The following is a 15,630-nucleotide window of genomic DNA, read 5'->3' as shown; positions in this document are numbered from 1 at the left end:
CCATTCGCAGGCAAGCCGTCTCCCACTCGTGCGTCGTCTGTGGGAGCGGGCTTGCCCCGCGATGCGGTCCTCAGTGAGGCAACCATGCACGACCTCACCCAATTCCTTTCCCCCTGGCTCAACGCCCCCGCCTGGCACGTCGCCTTCTCCGGCGGCCTCGACTCCACCGTCCTGCTGAACCTGCTCGTCGACTACGCTCGGGATCATGAAGCACCGCCATTGCGTGCCGTGCATATTCATCACGGTCTGCAAGCGGCCGCCGACGCTTGGCCTGCACATTGTCAGCAGGTCTGTGATGCGCTGGGTATCGAACTGCGCGTGATCCATGTCCAGGTCGAGCCTGTCGCCAGTCTCGAGCAAGCCGCCCGCACCGCGCGATACGACGCGTTCACAGCGCTTCTGCGCCCTGGCGAAGTACTGTTCACCGGCCAGCACCGCGAAGACCAGGCAGAGACGCTGCTGTTTCGCCTGTTGCGTGGTGCCGGTCTGCGCGGCCTGGCGGCGATGCCTGCTTCCCGTCCGCTGGGGCAGGGGCAGTTGGTCAGGCCGTTGCTTGATCTGGCGCGGGATCAGTTGCAGCGATATGCCCAGGCATCGGGGCTGAGATGGATCGAAGACCCGTCCAACACCGATACCCGCTTCGCCCGCAATTTCCTGCGCGCCGAAGTGTTCCCGCTGCTACGCCAGCGCTGGCCGCAAGCGAGCCAGAGCCTGGCACGCAGTTCCGCGCACCTGGGCGAGGCCCTGGCGCTACTGGACGAACTCGCCGCCTCCGACATCGCGGCCGCAAGCGCCGGAGCAGTGGTGCCTTGGCAATGCCTGGACTCGCTGGACATGGGAGTGCTGGCGGCGCTCTCGCCGGCGCGCCAGCGTAACGCCTTGCAGTACTGGCTGAGCAGTCGTACACGTCTACCTGATAGCCGCCATTGGGCCGGCTGGGACAACCTGCGTGATGCGGCAGCCGATGCCCAGCCGCTCTGGCGCTTGACCGATGGCGAGCTGCAGCGCAGCCATGGACGGCTGTGGTGGTTGAGCGGCGATTGGCTGCAAGCGCCGCAGGGCGGGGCGCCTTGGCCGGATCCGAGCCAGCCGCTCTCGTTACCCGGCAATGGCAGCTTGCAGCTGGTGGGTGCCATTCCTGGGCCTGGCCTGCATGTCACCTATCGCCAGGGCGGCGAAGTCCTCGATATTCCAGGGCGCGGTCACCGCGACCTGAAGCGCCTGCTCAACGAGCACCGCGTGCCGCACTTCGTGCGTCATCGCCTGCCACTGCTTTGGCAGGGCGAGCGCCTGCTGGCGGTGGCCAACCTGCCGGAGCTGGGGCAGACCGACTGGCAACTGCAGTGGCAGCCGCCGACGAACGTGCAAGGTTTGAGCTGAAGGGTACATTCCGGTAGACTACCCTCCCTTCTTGATACAGCTTCTGTGGGTTCCGCGAAAACACAGGAGTTGCCGATTACCAAGCAGTTTTTTGCTGGGCTGATTCTTAAAATGACGAGCGAGCTCCACACTGGGGATACCCCCGGTCTGTACAGACGCGGCAGTTGTTCGAGATGCACTGTGATTGACGCAGGTGATCGGGGGCTTCGGCCTTCCTTCGCTTTCTCCGGCGGCGCTGGCCGCCTTAACGCAGACTTCTAGGGTTTTTCATGACGCGCTACATATTCGTCACGGGCGGTGTTGTTTCTTCATTGGGGAAAGGCATTGCCTCGGCTTCCCTGGCGGCCATCCTGGAAGCGCGGGGGCTCAAGGTCACCATGCTCAAGCTGGACCCGTACATCAACGTCGATCCGGGTACCATGAGCCCGTTCCAGCACGGTGAAGTGTTCGTCACCCACGACGGTGCCGAGACCGACCTCGACCTGGGCCACTACGAGCGGTTCATCCGCACCACGATGACCCAGAACAACAACTTCACCACCGGCCGTATCTACGAGCACGTGCTGCGCAAGGAACGCCGTGGTGACTACCTGGGCGCGACCATCCAGGTCATCCCGCACATCACCGACGAAATCAAGCGTCGCATCATCAAGGGCGCCGGCGATGCCGATGTGGCCCTGGTCGAGATCGGCGGCACCGTGGGCGACATCGAGTCGCAGCCATTCCTCGAAGCCATCCGTCAGTTGCGTGTCGAAGTGGGTTCCAAGCGCGCCATGCTGATGCACCTGACGCTGGTGCCGTACATCGCCACCGCCGGCGAAACTAAGACCAAGCCTACTCAGCACTCGGTCAAGGAGCTGCGCTCCATCGGCCTGCAGCCTGACGTGCTGATCTGCCGCTCCGACCACCCGGTCGATGCCTCTTCGCGCCGCAAGATCGCCCTGTTCACCAACGTCGAAGAGCGTGCGGTGATTTCGCTGGAAGACGTCGACACCATCTATAAGATTCCGGGCGTGCTGCACGCACAGGGCCTGGATGACTTCGTCGTCGAGCGCTTCGGCCTGCAGTGCAATGGCGCCGACCTGTCCGAGTGGGACAAGGTCGTCGACGCCAAGCTCAATCCCGAGCATGAAGTCACCATCGCCATGGTCGGCAAGTACATGGAGCTGCTGGATGCGTACAAGTCGCTGATCGAAGCGATGAGCCACGCCGGCATCACCAACCGCACCAAGGTCAACCTGCGCTACATCGATTCCGAAGACATCGAGAACCAGGGCACCGGCCTGCTCGAAGGCGCCGACGCCATCCTGGTGCCGGGCGGCTTCGGTCTGCGTGGCGTGGAAGGCAAGATCAAGGCCGTGCAGTTCGCCCGTGAGAACAAGGTTCCGTACCTGGGCATCTGCCTGGGCATGCAGGTCGCGGTCATCGAGTTCGCCCGTAACGTGGTGGGCTGGAAAGACGCCAACTCCACCGAGTTCGATCGCAACGGCGCGCACCCGGTCGTCGGTCTGATCACCGAGTGGGCCGATGCCACCGGTGCCGTCGAAACCCGTACCGAAGCCTCCGACCTGGGCGGCACCATGCGCCTGGGCGCGCAGGACTGCCAGCTGATCGCCGGTTCCAAGGTCCACGACTGCTACGGCAGCGACGTGATCACCGAGCGTCACCGTCACCGCTACGAAGTGAACAACAACCTGCTGCCGCAACTGATTGACGCCGGCCTGGTGGTTTCCGGTCGTTCCGAAGATGGCGCGCTGGTCGAAGTGGTCGAGTCGAAGGATCACCCATGGTTCGTCGCCTGCCAGTTCCACCCGGAGTTCACCTCCACGCCTCGTGACGGTCACCCGCTGTTCAGCGGTTTCGTCAAGGCAGCCCTGGCACAGAAGAACAAGGCCTGATCCATGACCCAGAAGATCATTCGCGTCGGCAGCATCGAGATCGCCAACGACAAGCCGTTCGTCCTGTTCGGCGGCATGAACGTCCTGGAGTCCCGTGACCTGGCCCTGAAGGTCTGCGAGGAGTACGTGCGGGTGACCGAGAAGCTCGGCATCCCGTACGTGTTCAAGGCCAGCTTCGACAAGGCCAACCGTTCGTCGGTGGCCTCGTATCGTGGTCCGGGCATGGAAGAAGGGCTGAAGATCTTCGAGGAGATCAAACGCACCTTCAACGTGCCGGTGATCACCGATGTGCACGAACCCTACCAGTGCGAACCGGTGGCCAAGGTCTGCGACATCATCCAGCTGCCGGCGTTTCTCTCGCGCCAGACCGACCTGGTAGTGGCCATGGCCAAGACCGGCGCGGTGATCAACATCAAGAAGGCCCAGTTCCTCGCCCCGCACGAGATGAAGCACATCCTCGCCAAGTGCGTCGAGGCCGGTAACGACCAGCTCATCCTCTGCGAGCGCGGTTCGAGCTTCGGCTACAACAACCTGGTGGTCGACATGCTTGGCTTCGGCATCATGAAGCAGTTCGAGTACCCGGTGTTCTTCGATGTCACCCACTCGCTGCAGACGCCGGGTGGTCGTGCCGACTCCGCCGGCGGTCGCCGTGCCCAGGTCACCGACCTGGCCAAGGCGGGCATGAGCCAGGGCCTGGCCGGCCTGTTCCTCGAGGCTCACCCGGACCCGGACAACGCCAAGTGCGATGGCCCATGCGCCCTGCGCTTGGACAAGCTGGAGCCATTCCTGGCGCAGCTCAAGCAACTGGACGACCTGGTGAAAAGTTTTCCGACGGTAGAGACCGCGTAAAGCTCGTTTCTCGGGTAAAGTACCGCCCGTTCCACCCCCTGGCCTGCCGGTCAGGGGCTCCCTTCGCCAGGCCTGCCCGTGCCATGTCGCCTGGTGAACGGCAAGAATTCCCAAAGCTGCGTTGTTTTCGTCAATTCTGGAGTGCTTACAACAATGGCAAAGATCGTCGACATCAAAGGTCGTGAAGTTCTCGATTCGCGTGGCAACCCCACCGTGGAAGCCGATGTGCTGCTTGACAACGGCATCATCGGCAGCGCTTGCGCGCCGTCTGGTGCTTCCACTGGCTCGCGCGAAGCGCTGGAGCTGCGTGATGGCGACAAGAGCCGTTACCTGGGCAAGGGCGTGCTGAAGGCTGTCGGCAACATCAATGGTCCGATCCGTGACCTGCTGCTGGGCAAGGATCCTTCCGACCAGAAAGCTCTCGACCGCGCCATGATCGAACTGGACGGTACCGAGAACAAGGCCAAGCTTGGCGCCAACGCCATCCTCGCCGTGTCCCTGGCCGCTGCCAAGGCTGCTGCACAGGACCAGGACCTGCCGCTGTACGCACACATCGCCAACCTCAACGGCACCCCAGGCCAGTACTCGATGCCGGTGCCGATGATGAACATCATCAACGGCGGCGAGCACGCCGACAACAACGTCGACATCCAGGAGTTCATGGTCCAGCCGGTCGGCGCCAAGACCTTCTCCGACGGCCTGCGCATGGGCACCGAGATCTTCCACCACCTCAAGGCTGTCCTCAAGGCTCGTGGCCTGAACACTGCCGTGGGTGACGAAGGTGGCTTTGCCCCGAACCTGGCCTCCAACGAAGACGCCCTGGCGGCCATCGCCGAAGCAGTCGAGAAGGCCGGCTACAAGCTGGGCACCGACGTCACCCTGGCCCTGGACTGCGCCGCTTCCGAGTTCTACGAAGACGGCAAGTACAACCTGTCTGGTGAAGGCAAGTCGTTCGACGCCGAAGGTTTCGCCGACTACCTGAAAGGCCTGACTGAGCGCTTCCCGATCATCTCGATCGAAGACGGCCTGGACGAGTCCGACTGGGCTGGCTGGAAGATCCTGACCGACAAGATCGGTGCCAAGGTGCAACTGGTCGGCGATGACCTGTTCGTGACCAACACCAAGATCCTGAAAGAAGGCATCGAGAAGGGCATCGGTAACTCGATCCTGATCAAGTTCAACCAGATCGGCTCGCTGACCGAAACCCTGGAAGCCATCCAGATGGCCAAGGCCGCTGGCTACACCGCGGTGATCTCGCACCGTTCCGGTGAAACCGAAGACTCGACCATCGCCGACCTGGCTGTCGGTACTGCTGCAGGCCAGATCAAGACCGGTTCGCTGTGCCGCTCCGACCGCGTCTCGAAGTACAACCAATTGCTGCGTATCGAAGAGCAACTGGGCGCCAAGGCCGTCTACCGTGGCCGTGCCGAGTTTCGCGGCTGAGCAAGAGATGGTAAAAAGGCAGCAGCCGGGGCTGTCTGAGCGTTCTCACTGAGCGTTCAGCGCCTTCAAACGGGTTTCTGTCGACGAAGCCTGGCCTCGGCCAGGCTTCGTGCTATCGGAAGCTCGCTGCGGCGGCCTTTTACCCTGGATATCTTCATGCGCAGTCCCTATTGGTTGTTCCTCGTCCTGCTGTTGTTGCTCGGAGGCCTGCAATATCGCCTCTGGGTCGGTAATGGCAGCCTGGCGCAAGTGGCCGAGCTGCAACAGCAGATCGCCGACCAGCATGCCGAAAACGAACGGCTGCTGGAACGCAATCGCGTGCTCGACGCTGAAGTGCTGGAGTTGAAGAAAGGTATGGAGACCGTGGAAGAACGGGCTCGTCATGAACTGGGGATGGTCAAGGAGGGCGAAACCCTCTACCAGTTGCCACAGAAATGATCCATGAACTGCCGGCCTTCTGGGCCGTGATTCCTGCCGCGGGCATTGGTGCCCGCATGGCTGCCGACCGCCCCAAGCAGTATCTGCAACTGGGCCGGCAGACCATCCTCGAGCATAGCCTCGACTGTTTTCTCGACCATCCCACGCTCAAGGGGGTGGTGGTCAGCGTTGCCGAAGAAGATCCTTACTGGCCTGGCTTGCGCTGTGCGAATGATAGGCGCATCCAGCGCGCAGCGGGTGGGCGCGAGCGTGCCGATTCGGTATTGAATGCCCTGTTGCTGTTGCACGCCCAAGGGGCGGCCGACGACGACTGGGTACTGGTGCACGATGCTGCGCGGCCGAACCTGGCGCGCAGCGATCTGGACAAGCTGCTGTCGGAGCTGGCCGATGATCCGGTGGGCGGGCTGCTGGCGGTGCCTGCGCGCGATACCCTCAAGCGTGCCGACGCGAGTGGCCGGGTCAGCGCCACGGTGGACCGCACCACCGTATGGCAGGCCTACACGCCGCAGATGTTCCGGCTTGGCATGCTGCACCGGGCGCTTGCCGAGTGCCTGGTGGCGGATGTGGCAGTGACCGATGAATCCTCCGCCATTGAATGGGCCGGGCATGCGCCGCGATTGATCGAAGGGCGTAGTGACAACATCAAGGTGACCCGGCCCGAAGATTTGGAGTGGTTGCGTCAGCGCTGGGCTGGGCGGCGCTGAGGCTTTAGCCTGTGCCCGCTTCTTTGCGGGCTCAGCCTGGCTGATACTCCGGCAATCCTGCCAACCCGTCCTTCAGATAGTCGACCAACCGCCGTACCTTGGGTGACAGGTGCCGCTGTTGCGGATACAGCGCCCACACCGCGGTGTTGGGCGGTTGGTGCGCCTCTAGCAGTGACACCAGTGCCCCGGCATGCAGATGCTCGAGCACGTAGTAATCCGGTAACTGACACAACCCCATTCCCTGCAGCGCCGCGTCGAGTACCGCCTGGCCGCTGTTGCAGCGCCAGTTGCCTTGAACCCGTTGGCTGATTTCACGGCCATCCTGCTGCAGCACCCACAGATCCGAACTGCCCACCAGGCAATTGTGCCGCGCCAGTTCCGACAGGCTGTGCGGTCGGCCGTAACGCTCCAGATACGCTGGCGATGCACACAGGTACATGCGCCGCGGTGCGAGGCGCGTGGCCACCAGGCGTGAATCCTGTAGGCGTCCCAGGCGAATAGCCAGGTCCATGCCCTCGTGCAGCAGGTCCAGGGTGCGGTTGCTCAGCTCCACCTCGACGCGCAACTGGGGATACAGCGTCATGAAACGAGTCACCAGTGGCACGATGAAACGCTCGCCGTAGGCCACCGCGCAGGTCATGCGCAGCAGACCTTTGGGTTCGCTGGCCAGGTCCCCCATCGCGCGCAGCGCTTCTTCGCGGCCATCCTGCAAACGCTGGCAGTGTTGCAGGAAGGTCTGCCCGGCCTCACTCAGGGTCACACGCCGGGTGCTGCGGTACAGCAGGCGGGTTTGCAGGCGTTCCTCCAGGCGAGCGATCTGTCGGCTGATATGCGATGAGGAAACCCCCAGTCGTTCGGCGGCCGCGGTGAACTGGCCCGACTCGGCGACCGCGACGAACTCGTCGATTCCTTCCCAGCGACTACTCATTGATTATCCCTGCCTGGCAATAATGTTTTGCATTCGCTCGGATTATTCATCAAAAGAGCATGAATTACACTGGTGACCTGAACCGATACCTAGCTTGGAGCCCTTCATGATCAAGTCCCGCGCCGCTGTTGCCTTCGAGGCCAAGAAACCCCTGGAAATCGTCGAAGTGGACGTGGCCATGCCCAAGGCGGGCGAGGTACTGCTGCGCGTGGTCGCCAGCGGTGTCTGCCATACCGATGCCTACACACTCTCCGGCGCGGACCCGGAAGGTATCTTCCCGTCGATCCTCGGTCACGAGGGCGGGGCAATCGTCGAAGCGGTGGGTGAGGGCGTCACTTCGCTGGCCGTTGGTGACCACGTGATCCCGCTGTACACCCCGGAATGCGGCAAGTGCAAATTCTGCCTGTCGGGCAAGACCAACCTGTGCCAGGCCATCCGCGCCACCCAGGGCAAGGGCCTGATGCCTGATGGCACCACACGCTTCAGCTACAAAGGGCAGCAGCTGTTCCACTACATGGGCACTTCGACCTTCTCCGAGTACACCGTCCTGCCGGAAATCTCCGTGGCCAAGATCCAGAAGGAAGCGCCGCTGGAGAAGGTCTGCCTGCTCGGTTGCGGCGTGACCACCGGTATCGGTGCGGTACTCAACACCGCCAAGGTCAAGCCGGGTGACACCGTGGCCATTTTCGGCCTGGGCGGCATTGGTCTGTCGGCGGTGATCGGTGCGGTGAAGGCCAAGGCCTCGCGCATCATCGCCATCGACATCAACCCGGCCAAGTTCGAGATTGCCCGCCAGCTGGGCGCTACCGACTGCATCAATCCGAAGGACTACGATCGTCCGATCCAGGAAGTGATCGTCGACCTCACCGATGGCGGTGTGGACTTTTCCTTCGAATGCATCGGCAATGTCCAACTGATGCGTGCGGCGCTCGAGTGCTGCCACAAGGGCTGGGGCGAGTCGGTGATCATCGGTGTGGCCGGCGCCGGCCAGGAAATCGCCACCCGTCCATTCCAGTTGGTTACCGGCCGGGTATGGCGCGGTTCGGCATTCGGCGGCGTGCGTGGCCGCAGCGAGCTGCCAAGCTACGTGGAAATGTCCGAGAAGGGCGAGATTCCGCTGGACACCTTCATTACCCACACCATGGGTCTGGAGGACATCAACAAGGCCTTCGACCTGATGCATGAAGGCAAGAGCATCCGCAGCGTGATCCACTTCTGAGGTCAGCCATGAGCCTGGACAACATCTCCTGCCAGAAGAGCTTCGGCGGCTGGCACAAGCGCTACAAGCATCACTCCAAGGTGCTGGGCTGCGACATGGTGTTCGCCGTCTACCTGCCACCGCAGGCCGAGCAGGGCGAGAAACTGCCGGTGCTGTACTGGCTCAGTGGCCTTACCTGCACCGACGAGAATTTCATGCAGAAGGCCGGCGCCCAGCGTCTGGCCGCCGAGCTAGGCCTGATCATCGTCGCGCCCGACACCAGCCCGCGTGGCGAGCAGGTGCCCGGTGATCCGGAGGGGGCCTGGGATTTCGGGCTCGGCGCCGGCTTCTACCTCAACGCCACCCAGCAGCCCTGGGCCCAGCATTACCGCATGCACGATTACGTGGTGCAGGAGCTGCCGGCGCTGATCGAGGCGCATTTCCCTGCGTCCGATCAGCGCAGTATCAGTGGTCATTCGATGGGCGGGCATGGGGCGTTGGTCTGTGCCCTGCGCAACCCGGGGCGCTACCGATCGGTGTCGGCGTTCTCGCCGATCAGCAACCCGATGGATTGCCCGTGGGGCGAAAAAGCCTTCTCCCGCTACCTGGGTGATGACCGCGCGCGCTGGCGTGAATGGGATGCCAGCGTGCTGCTGGCCGACACCCCGGCTGGCCAGTGCTCACCGCTGTTGGTCGACCAGGGCGATCGCGATGACTTCCTCGACAAGCAGCTCAAGCCAGCAGCGTTGGAGCAGGCGGCGCGCAAAGGAGGGCATGAACTGACCCTTAGGCTGCAGCCGGGGTATGACCATAGCTACTACTTCATCGCCAGCTTCATCGATGAGCACCTGCGTCATCACGCCGTCGCACTTGGGCGGGTGTAGTGATGCAGCAGCGGCCCCAATAGCGGCCAAAGCAGGTAGAATCACGCCCTGACTCAATCAGGGCGTTTTTCTATGCGTATTGGCCACGGCTACGATGTGCACCGTTTTGCTGACGGTGATTTCATTACCTTGGGCGGGGTGCGTATTCCCCACAAATACGGCCTGCTGGCCCATTCCGATGGTGATGTGCTGCTGCACGCCCTGAGCGATGCCTTGCTTGGCGCTGCTGCGCTGGGTGACATCGGCAAGCATTTTCCCGACACCGACCCGCAGTTCAAGGGCGCTGACAGCCGCGTGCTGCTGCGTCATGTGGTGGCTGTCGTGCAGGCCAAGGGCTGGAAGGTGGGCAACGTCGACGCCACCATCGTCGCCCAGGCGCCGAAGATGGCGCCGCACATCGACACCATGCGCCGCTTCATCGCCGAGGACCTGCAGGTCGAGCTCGACCAGGTCAACGTCAAGGCGACCACCGAGGAAAAGCTCGGCTTCACTGGCCGTGAGGAGGGCATCGCCGTGCATGCGGTCGCCCTGTTGCTGCCAGCATGACCGAACTGGAACTGCTGGGCCCGCGCGCCAGCGGCGAGACCCTTGGCCGCGCCGTGCTCAAGGCGGTCGCCGATGATTTTCAGGTCGATGAAGTGCTCGACATCCCACTGTCTGGTCAAGGCGAGCACCTGTGGCTGTGGGTCGAGAAGCGCGACCTGAACACCGAGGAAGCGGCCCGACGCCTGGCGCGCGCGGCCGGTGTACCGGTTCGTGCCATCAGTTATGCCGGCCTGAAGGACCGTCAGGCGTTGACCCGGCAGTGGTTCAGTCTGCATCTGCCGGGCAAGTCCGATCCTGACCTGTCCCGTGCCGAAGACGACAGCCTGCGCGTGCTCAAACAGGTGCGTCACCAGCGCAAACTGCAGCGCGGCGCGCACTCGGCCAATGGTTTCACCCTGCGACTGACGGCACTGAGCGCCGATCACCAGGCGCTGGATGCACGTCTGGAACAGCTCAAGGTGCAAGGCGTACCGAACTATTTCGGTACCCAGCGTTTCGGTCATGCCGGCGGAAACGTCCACGATGCACTCGAATGGGCGTCTCGAGAGGCGCTGCCGGAGCAGCGCAATGTGCGTTCGCGGCTGCTGTCTGCGGGACGCAGCTACCTGTTCAATCAGGTTCTGGCGGCGCGAGTGGCGGACGGAAGCTGGAACCAGGCGCAGGTTGGCGATCTTCTGGCCTTCACGGATAGCCGTAGCTTTTTTCCGGCTGGCGAGCAGGAATGCTCCGATCCTCGGCTGGCAATTCTCGACCTTCATCCCACCGGACCCCTGTGGGGCGCGGGTCTTCCGTCAAGCGCGGGCGGGACCGCGGCGCTGGAAACGGCAGTCGGTGAGCGCCATCCGGCACTCTGCAAATGGCTGGGCAGGGCAGGACTGGATCACGAACGGCGCATCCTGCGGCTCCCTATTGGGCGGCTGACGTGGCATTATCCCGAGCCTGATATCCTGCAACTGGAATTCGTCCTTCCGGCCGGATGCTTCGCCACCGTGGTGGTGCGCGAACTTGTGGATCTGGTGCCGGCAGGGCAGACGGAAAGCCCATGCGTATTCTGATTTCCAACGACGACGGTGTTACCGCCCCCGGCCTCGCTGCGCTTCACGGTGCGCTGCAGGACTATGCCGAGTGCGTGGTGATCGCCCCGGATCAAGACAAAAGCGGCGCCAGCAGTTCGCTGACGCTCGACCGGCCACTGCACCCACAGGTGTTGGCCAACGGTTTCATCAGCCTCAACGGCACGCCCACCGATTGCGTGCACCTGGGGCTCAACGGCCTGTTGCCGGAAACGCCCGACATGGTCGTCTCCGGAATCAACCTTGGCGCCAACCTGGGCGACGACGTGCTGTACTCCGGCACGGTTGCCGCTGCATTGGAAGGCCGTTTTCTCGGCGGCACTTCGCTGGCGTTCTCGCTGCTGTCGCGCCTGCCGGACAACCTGCCGACTGCCGCCCATATCGCCCGGCGCCTTGTCGAGGCGCAGTCGCGTCTGGAACTGCCGGCGCGCACCGTGCTCAACGTCAACATCCCCAACCTCCCGCTGGAGCATATCCGCGGTATACGCCTCACCCGTCTGGGGCACAGGGCACGTGCGGCCGCACCGACCAAGGTCGTCAATCCGCGCGGCAAGGAAGGCTACTGGATCGCCGTGGCCGGTGACGCCGAGGACGGCGGCCCGGGCACTGACTTCCATGCAGTGATGCAAGGCTATGTATCGATCACGCCGCTGCAACTGGATCGCACCTTCAACGATGCCTTCGAGCGCCTCGATGGCTGGCTGGAGGGGCTGCTTTGATGCGCGAACAGGATGATCTTCAGCGCCGTGGCGGCATTGGCATGACCTCCCAGCGTACCCGGGAGCGCCTGATCCAACGCTTGTATGAAGAGGGCGTATCGAACACCAAGGTGCTCGAGACCATTCGCCGCACCCCTCGCCACCTGTTCGTCGATGAAGCCTTGGCCCATCGGGCGTATGAAGATACTGCGCTGCCGATCGGCCATAACCAGACGATTTCCCAGCCATTCATGGTTGCGCACATGAGCGAACTGCTGCTGGAGGCCGGCCCGCTGGACAAGGTGCTGGAGATCGGCACCGGTTCTGGTTACCAGACCGCCATCCTGGCGCAGTTGGTCGAGCGTGTGTTTTCGGTCGAGCGGATCAAGGTGCTGCAGGATCGTGCCAAGGAGCGTCTGGTCGAGCTCAACCTGCGTAACGTGGTGTTTCGTTGGGGCGACGGTTGCGAAGGCTGGCCGGCGCTGGCGCCTTACAACGCCATCATCGTCACCGCGGTGGCGCCGGAAGTCCCCCAGGCCTTGCTCGATCAGTTGGCACCCGGCGGACGTATGGTGATTCCGGTGGGGGCGGCGGGCGAAGCACAGCAACTGTTGCTGATCGTTCGTGAGGAACAGGGCTTCTCGCGCCGGGTGCTGGGCGCCGTACGCTTCGTGCCGCTGCTCAACGGACCACTGGCCTGACGGCCGACGGAATATGTGCGGTTGTAACGAATTCTTGCGCCGCGGGCTTGTCTATCTGGCGGGGTGAGGCAAACCCCGCCAGAATGACAGCGCCCGTACGGGCCACCCAAGCGGGTCGGGCTCGGTTATAATTGAAACAATATTGCATATCGTCATATCCAGATTTCGGCACCATGAGGGGAGCGCGGGTGGGTCACACAATCATTCGGCAGCGCAAGGATCGGTCGGGTTTCAAGCTTCTGGTGATTGCGCTGGCCATGGGAACCTTGCTGGCGGGATGCTCCAGCACCGGCTCCAGTGGCGCTCGGGTGGTCGATCGCAACAACGCGGCACCCAAGCGTCCGACCGTGACCTCGGGGCAGTATGTGGTCAAACCTGGCGATACCCTGTTCTCTATCGCCTTCCGCTACGGCTGGGACTACAAGGAGCTGGCCGCGCGCAATGGCATCTCGGCGCCCTACACCATCCGTCCTGGCCAGCCGATTCGTTTCAGCAGCGGCGCTGGAGGCTCCACCACCGTCGTATCGTCCGGTCCCTCGTCGTCGAGCAGGACCACGGTCATTCGCCGCCCGGTTGGTACGCAGACCCCGCCAGTAACAAATAGCGACAAGCCGGCAACATCGTCCCCTGCCACGACCGCTCCGACCGTCACCCAGGTGCCGGCCGCAGAGCGTGCGGTGGGGGGCTGGACTTGGCCGGCGAACGGCGTGCTGATTGGAAAATTCGCTTCAAACGGTAGTTTGAATAAAGGCATTGATATCGCCGGAGATTTGGGACAGCCTGTTTTTGCTGCATCTGATGGTGCGGTGGTTTACGCCGGGAGTGGCTTGCGGGGCTACGGCGAACTCATCATCATCAAGCACAATGATACCTACGTCAGTGCCTACGGCCACAACCGCAGGCTCATGGTTCGGGAGGGGCAGCAGGTCAAGGCAGGGCAGACGATCGCAGAAATGGGGTCTACGGGCACTGATCGGGTGAAGCTGCATTTCGAGATTCGCCGCCAGGGCAAACCCGTCGACCCACTCCAGTTCCTGCCACGCCGTTGATTGTTGCACCAGCCTGTTCCTGAGGACGTAAAGGGGACAGGCTTTAGCGCTGCCAGGGAATCAGGCGACGCTAGAGTCTGAGGTTCGAACTCAGCAAAGGACTATAACAATGGCTCTCAGCAAAGAAGTGCCGGAGTTTGACATCGACGATGACCTCCTCCTGATGGAGACAGGTATCGTTTTGGAAACGGATGTGGTGTCAGACGAACCTGCTGTACCTTCGGTTCGGACCAGGGCCAAAACGGGCTCATCGCTCAAGCAGCACAAGTACATCGATTACAGCCGTGCGCTCGACGCCACGCAGCTGTACCTCAACGAAATCGGTTTCTCGCCACTGCTCTCCCCGGAAGAGGAAGTGCACTTCGCGCGCCTGTCGCAGAAGGGCGACCCGGCCGGCCGCAAACGCATGATCGAGAGCAACCTGCGTTTGGTCGTGAAGATCGCCCGCCGCTACGTCAATCGTGGCCTGTCGCTGCTCGACTTGATCGAGGAGGGCAACCTGGGGCTGATCCGCGCCGTGGAGAAGTTCGATCCGGAGCGCGGCTTCCGTTTCTCGACCTACGCGACCTGGTGGATCCGCCAGACCATCGAACGGGCGATCATGAACCAGACCCGCACCATTCGCCTGCCGATCCACGTGGTCAAGGAACTGAACGTCTACCTGCGCGCTGCGCGCGAGCTTACCCAGAAGCTCGACCATGAGCCGTCCCCCGAAGAAATTGCCGGGCTGCTGGAGAAACCAGTGGCTGAGGTCAAGCGCATGCTTGGGCTCAACGAGCGTGTCTCCTCGGTCGACGTGTCCTTGGGCCCGGATTCGGACAAGACGCTACTCGACACCCTTACCGATGACCGCCCCACCGATCCGTGTGAATTGCTGCAGGACGACGACCTGTCGCAGAGCATCGACCAGTGGCTGGGTGAGCTGACCGACAAGCAGCGGGAGGTGGTGATTCGCCGCTTCGGCCTGCGTGGCCATGAGAGCAGTACGCTCGAGGATGTTGGCCTGGAGATTGGCCTCACCCGTGAGCGTGTACGGCAGATCCAGGTGGAGGGGCTCAAGCGTCTGCGTGAGATCCTGGAAAAAAACGGCCTGTCCAGCGAGTCGCTGTTCCAATAAGCTGCTGCGCGCAAACAGAATGCCCCGATGACCTCGGGGCATTTTTTTGTCTGGGAAATTGTTCAACCTACTAGCGCTGTTGCTTGGCGTGTAAGAGATCGCTTACTCGTGGTGTAAGCCTTCGCTACCAACAAGAGTAAACAATTGCCTTTTTCAGCAACGATTTTTTCTTAACTATCTGAAAATCATGGATTTTTTCGATGTTTGCAAATGTGTCAGCTGTAGCATCTTGTTAGGTGCGCGGGTTGCTCGCGCTGGGGAAATCGCTAGTATCTGAAGTGTGCCGACGGACTGGCACAGGCTTTCAAGGATGATTGCCAAGGACATCGCAGGATGCGATTCATCAGGATGATGAATGGGACAAGCAGGGACTACGGAAAAAATGTGGGCGGGTCAAACCGCCCCTTTTTTTTGCCTGCGATTTCTCCTCGCTCGGGCTTGCATGAGCTCGAATGCCAGGCACAAAAAAGGCCCTTGCCAGACTGTGTGAAAACCTAGCAATCTGCCCCGCCCTTTAAGAGAATGCTCCGTATCGAAAGATACGGAGCATTCTTCGTTATGGCCTACATACAAGGAGAGTCCCGCAGCCAGACCAGCTTGTTCCCGGTCTCGCTGGAGGAATTGATCCCGGAAGATCACCTCGTACGGGTCATCGACCTGTATGTCGCCAAGCTTGATCTGGGTCAGCTCGGCTTTGAGAAAACTCAGCCCAAGGCCACCGGGC

Annotated in this window: 15 protein-coding genes and 1 pseudogene; 15 read left to right on the top strand and 1 reads right to left on the bottom strand. The window is 62.3% G+C overall.

The genetic code is table 11. The features are described 5' to 3' along the window. Positions 1-84 precede the first annotated feature (84 nt). The 6 genes from tilS (at position 85) to ispD (ending at position 6,712) form a co-directional block, all read left to right on the top strand. Positions 85-1,380: a tRNA lysidine(34) synthetase TilS gene (tilS, locus tag VA602_RS06305; protein ID WP_323452794.1), complete on the top strand. Its 1,296-nt coding sequence runs from the start codon at positions 85-87 to the stop codon at positions 1,378-1,380. Between the two features lie 269 nt (positions 1,381-1,649). Beyond that, positions 1,650-3,278 carry a CTP synthase gene (locus VA602_RS06300; protein ID WP_054891064.1) on the top strand — a complete coding sequence of 543 codons (1,629 nt, stop codon included), beginning with the start codon at positions 1,650-1,652 and terminating at the stop codon, positions 3,276-3,278. A 3-nt stretch (positions 3,279-3,281) separates the two neighbouring features. Next, entirely contained in the window at positions 3,282-4,127 is an 846-nt protein-coding gene (kdsA, locus tag VA602_RS06295) for a 3-deoxy-8-phosphooctulonate synthase (RefSeq protein ID WP_323452793.1), read from the top strand. A 153-nt stretch (positions 4,128-4,280) separates the two neighbouring features. Then, positions 4,281-5,570, top strand: coding sequence for a phosphopyruvate hydratase (eno, locus tag VA602_RS06290; RefSeq protein WP_054891062.1), 1,290 nt, complete (start codon positions 4,281-4,283; stop codon positions 5,568-5,570). Between the two features lie 156 nt (positions 5,571-5,726). Continuing rightward, on the top strand, positions 5,727-6,008 hold the full coding sequence (gene ftsB, locus VA602_RS06285; RefSeq protein WP_054891061.1) for a cell division protein FtsB: 282 nt from the start codon (positions 5,727-5,729) through the stop codon (positions 6,006-6,008). After that, a complete protein-coding gene (gene ispD / locus VA602_RS06280) occupies positions 6,005-6,712 on the top strand; it encodes a 2-C-methyl-D-erythritol 4-phosphate cytidylyltransferase (protein ID WP_323452792.1) in 708 nt (235 codons plus the stop codon). The genes ftsB and ispD overlap by 4 nt, the downstream gene beginning before the upstream one ends. 31 nt (positions 6,713-6,743) lie before the next feature. On the opposite strand, the gene VA602_RS06275 is transcribed toward ispD, so the two are convergent. Next, complete coding sequence (locus VA602_RS06275) at positions 6,744-7,640, bottom strand: LysR substrate-binding domain-containing protein (protein ID WP_323452791.1); 897 nt, start codon at positions 7,638-7,640, stop codon at positions 6,744-6,746. 106 nt (positions 7,641-7,746) lie between these two features. Between VA602_RS06275 and VA602_RS06270 the strand changes: the two genes are divergently transcribed. From VA602_RS06270 to VA602_RS06230, 9 genes and pseudogenes are all read left to right on the top strand, one after another. After that, complete coding sequence (locus VA602_RS06270) at positions 7,747-8,859, top strand: S-(hydroxymethyl)glutathione dehydrogenase/class III alcohol dehydrogenase (protein WP_009686067.1); 1,113 nt, start codon at positions 7,747-7,749, stop codon at positions 8,857-8,859. An 8-nt stretch (positions 8,860-8,867) separates the two neighbouring features. Then, on the top strand, positions 8,868-9,722 hold the full coding sequence (gene fghA / locus VA602_RS06265; RefSeq protein WP_323452790.1) for an S-formylglutathione hydrolase: 855 nt from the start codon (positions 8,868-8,870) through the stop codon (positions 9,720-9,722). A 72-nt stretch (positions 9,723-9,794) separates the two neighbouring features. Beyond that, positions 9,795-10,268 carry a 2-C-methyl-D-erythritol 2,4-cyclodiphosphate synthase gene (ispF, locus tag VA602_RS06260; protein WP_054891057.1) on the top strand — a complete coding sequence of 158 codons (474 nt, stop codon included), beginning with the start codon at positions 9,795-9,797 and terminating at the stop codon, positions 10,266-10,268. Continuing rightward, positions 10,265-11,323 carry a tRNA pseudouridine(13) synthase TruD gene (gene truD, locus VA602_RS06255; RefSeq protein ID WP_323452789.1) on the top strand — a complete coding sequence of 353 codons (1,059 nt, stop codon included), beginning with the start codon at positions 10,265-10,267 and terminating at the stop codon, positions 11,321-11,323. Before ispF ends, truD begins: the two co-directional genes overlap by 4 nt. Continuing rightward, a complete protein-coding gene (gene surE, locus VA602_RS06250) occupies positions 11,311-12,060 on the top strand; it encodes a 5'/3'-nucleotidase SurE (RefSeq protein WP_054891055.1) in 750 nt (249 codons plus the stop codon). The genes truD and surE overlap by 13 nt, the downstream gene beginning before the upstream one ends. A 41-nt stretch (positions 12,061-12,101) precedes the next feature. Continuing rightward, complete coding sequence (locus tag VA602_RS06245) at positions 12,102-12,740, top strand: protein-L-isoaspartate(D-aspartate) O-methyltransferase (RefSeq protein WP_162714454.1); 639 nt, start codon at positions 12,102-12,104, stop codon at positions 12,738-12,740. Positions 12,741-12,928: 188 nt separating this feature from the next. Then, positions 12,929-13,789, top strand: a complete 861-nt coding sequence (locus VA602_RS06240; RefSeq protein ID WP_323452788.1) for a peptidoglycan DD-metalloendopeptidase family protein — start codon at positions 12,929-12,931, stop codon at positions 13,787-13,789. Between the two features lie 109 nt (positions 13,790-13,898). Beyond that, entirely contained in the window at positions 13,899-14,906 is a 1,008-nt protein-coding gene (gene rpoS, locus VA602_RS06235; protein WP_054891052.1) for an RNA polymerase sigma factor RpoS, read from the top strand. 558 nt (positions 14,907-15,464) lie between these two features. Beyond that, positions 15,465-15,630, top strand: a pseudogene (locus VA602_RS06230) (IS5/IS1182 family transposase); the annotation flags it as partial.

Source organism: Pseudomonas machongensis (genome assembly GCF_034961125.1).
Taxonomy (GTDB): Bacteria; Pseudomonadota; Gammaproteobacteria; order Pseudomonadales; family Pseudomonadaceae; genus Aquipseudomonas; species Aquipseudomonas machongensis.
This window is presented reverse-complemented; position numbering and strand designations above follow the sequence as displayed.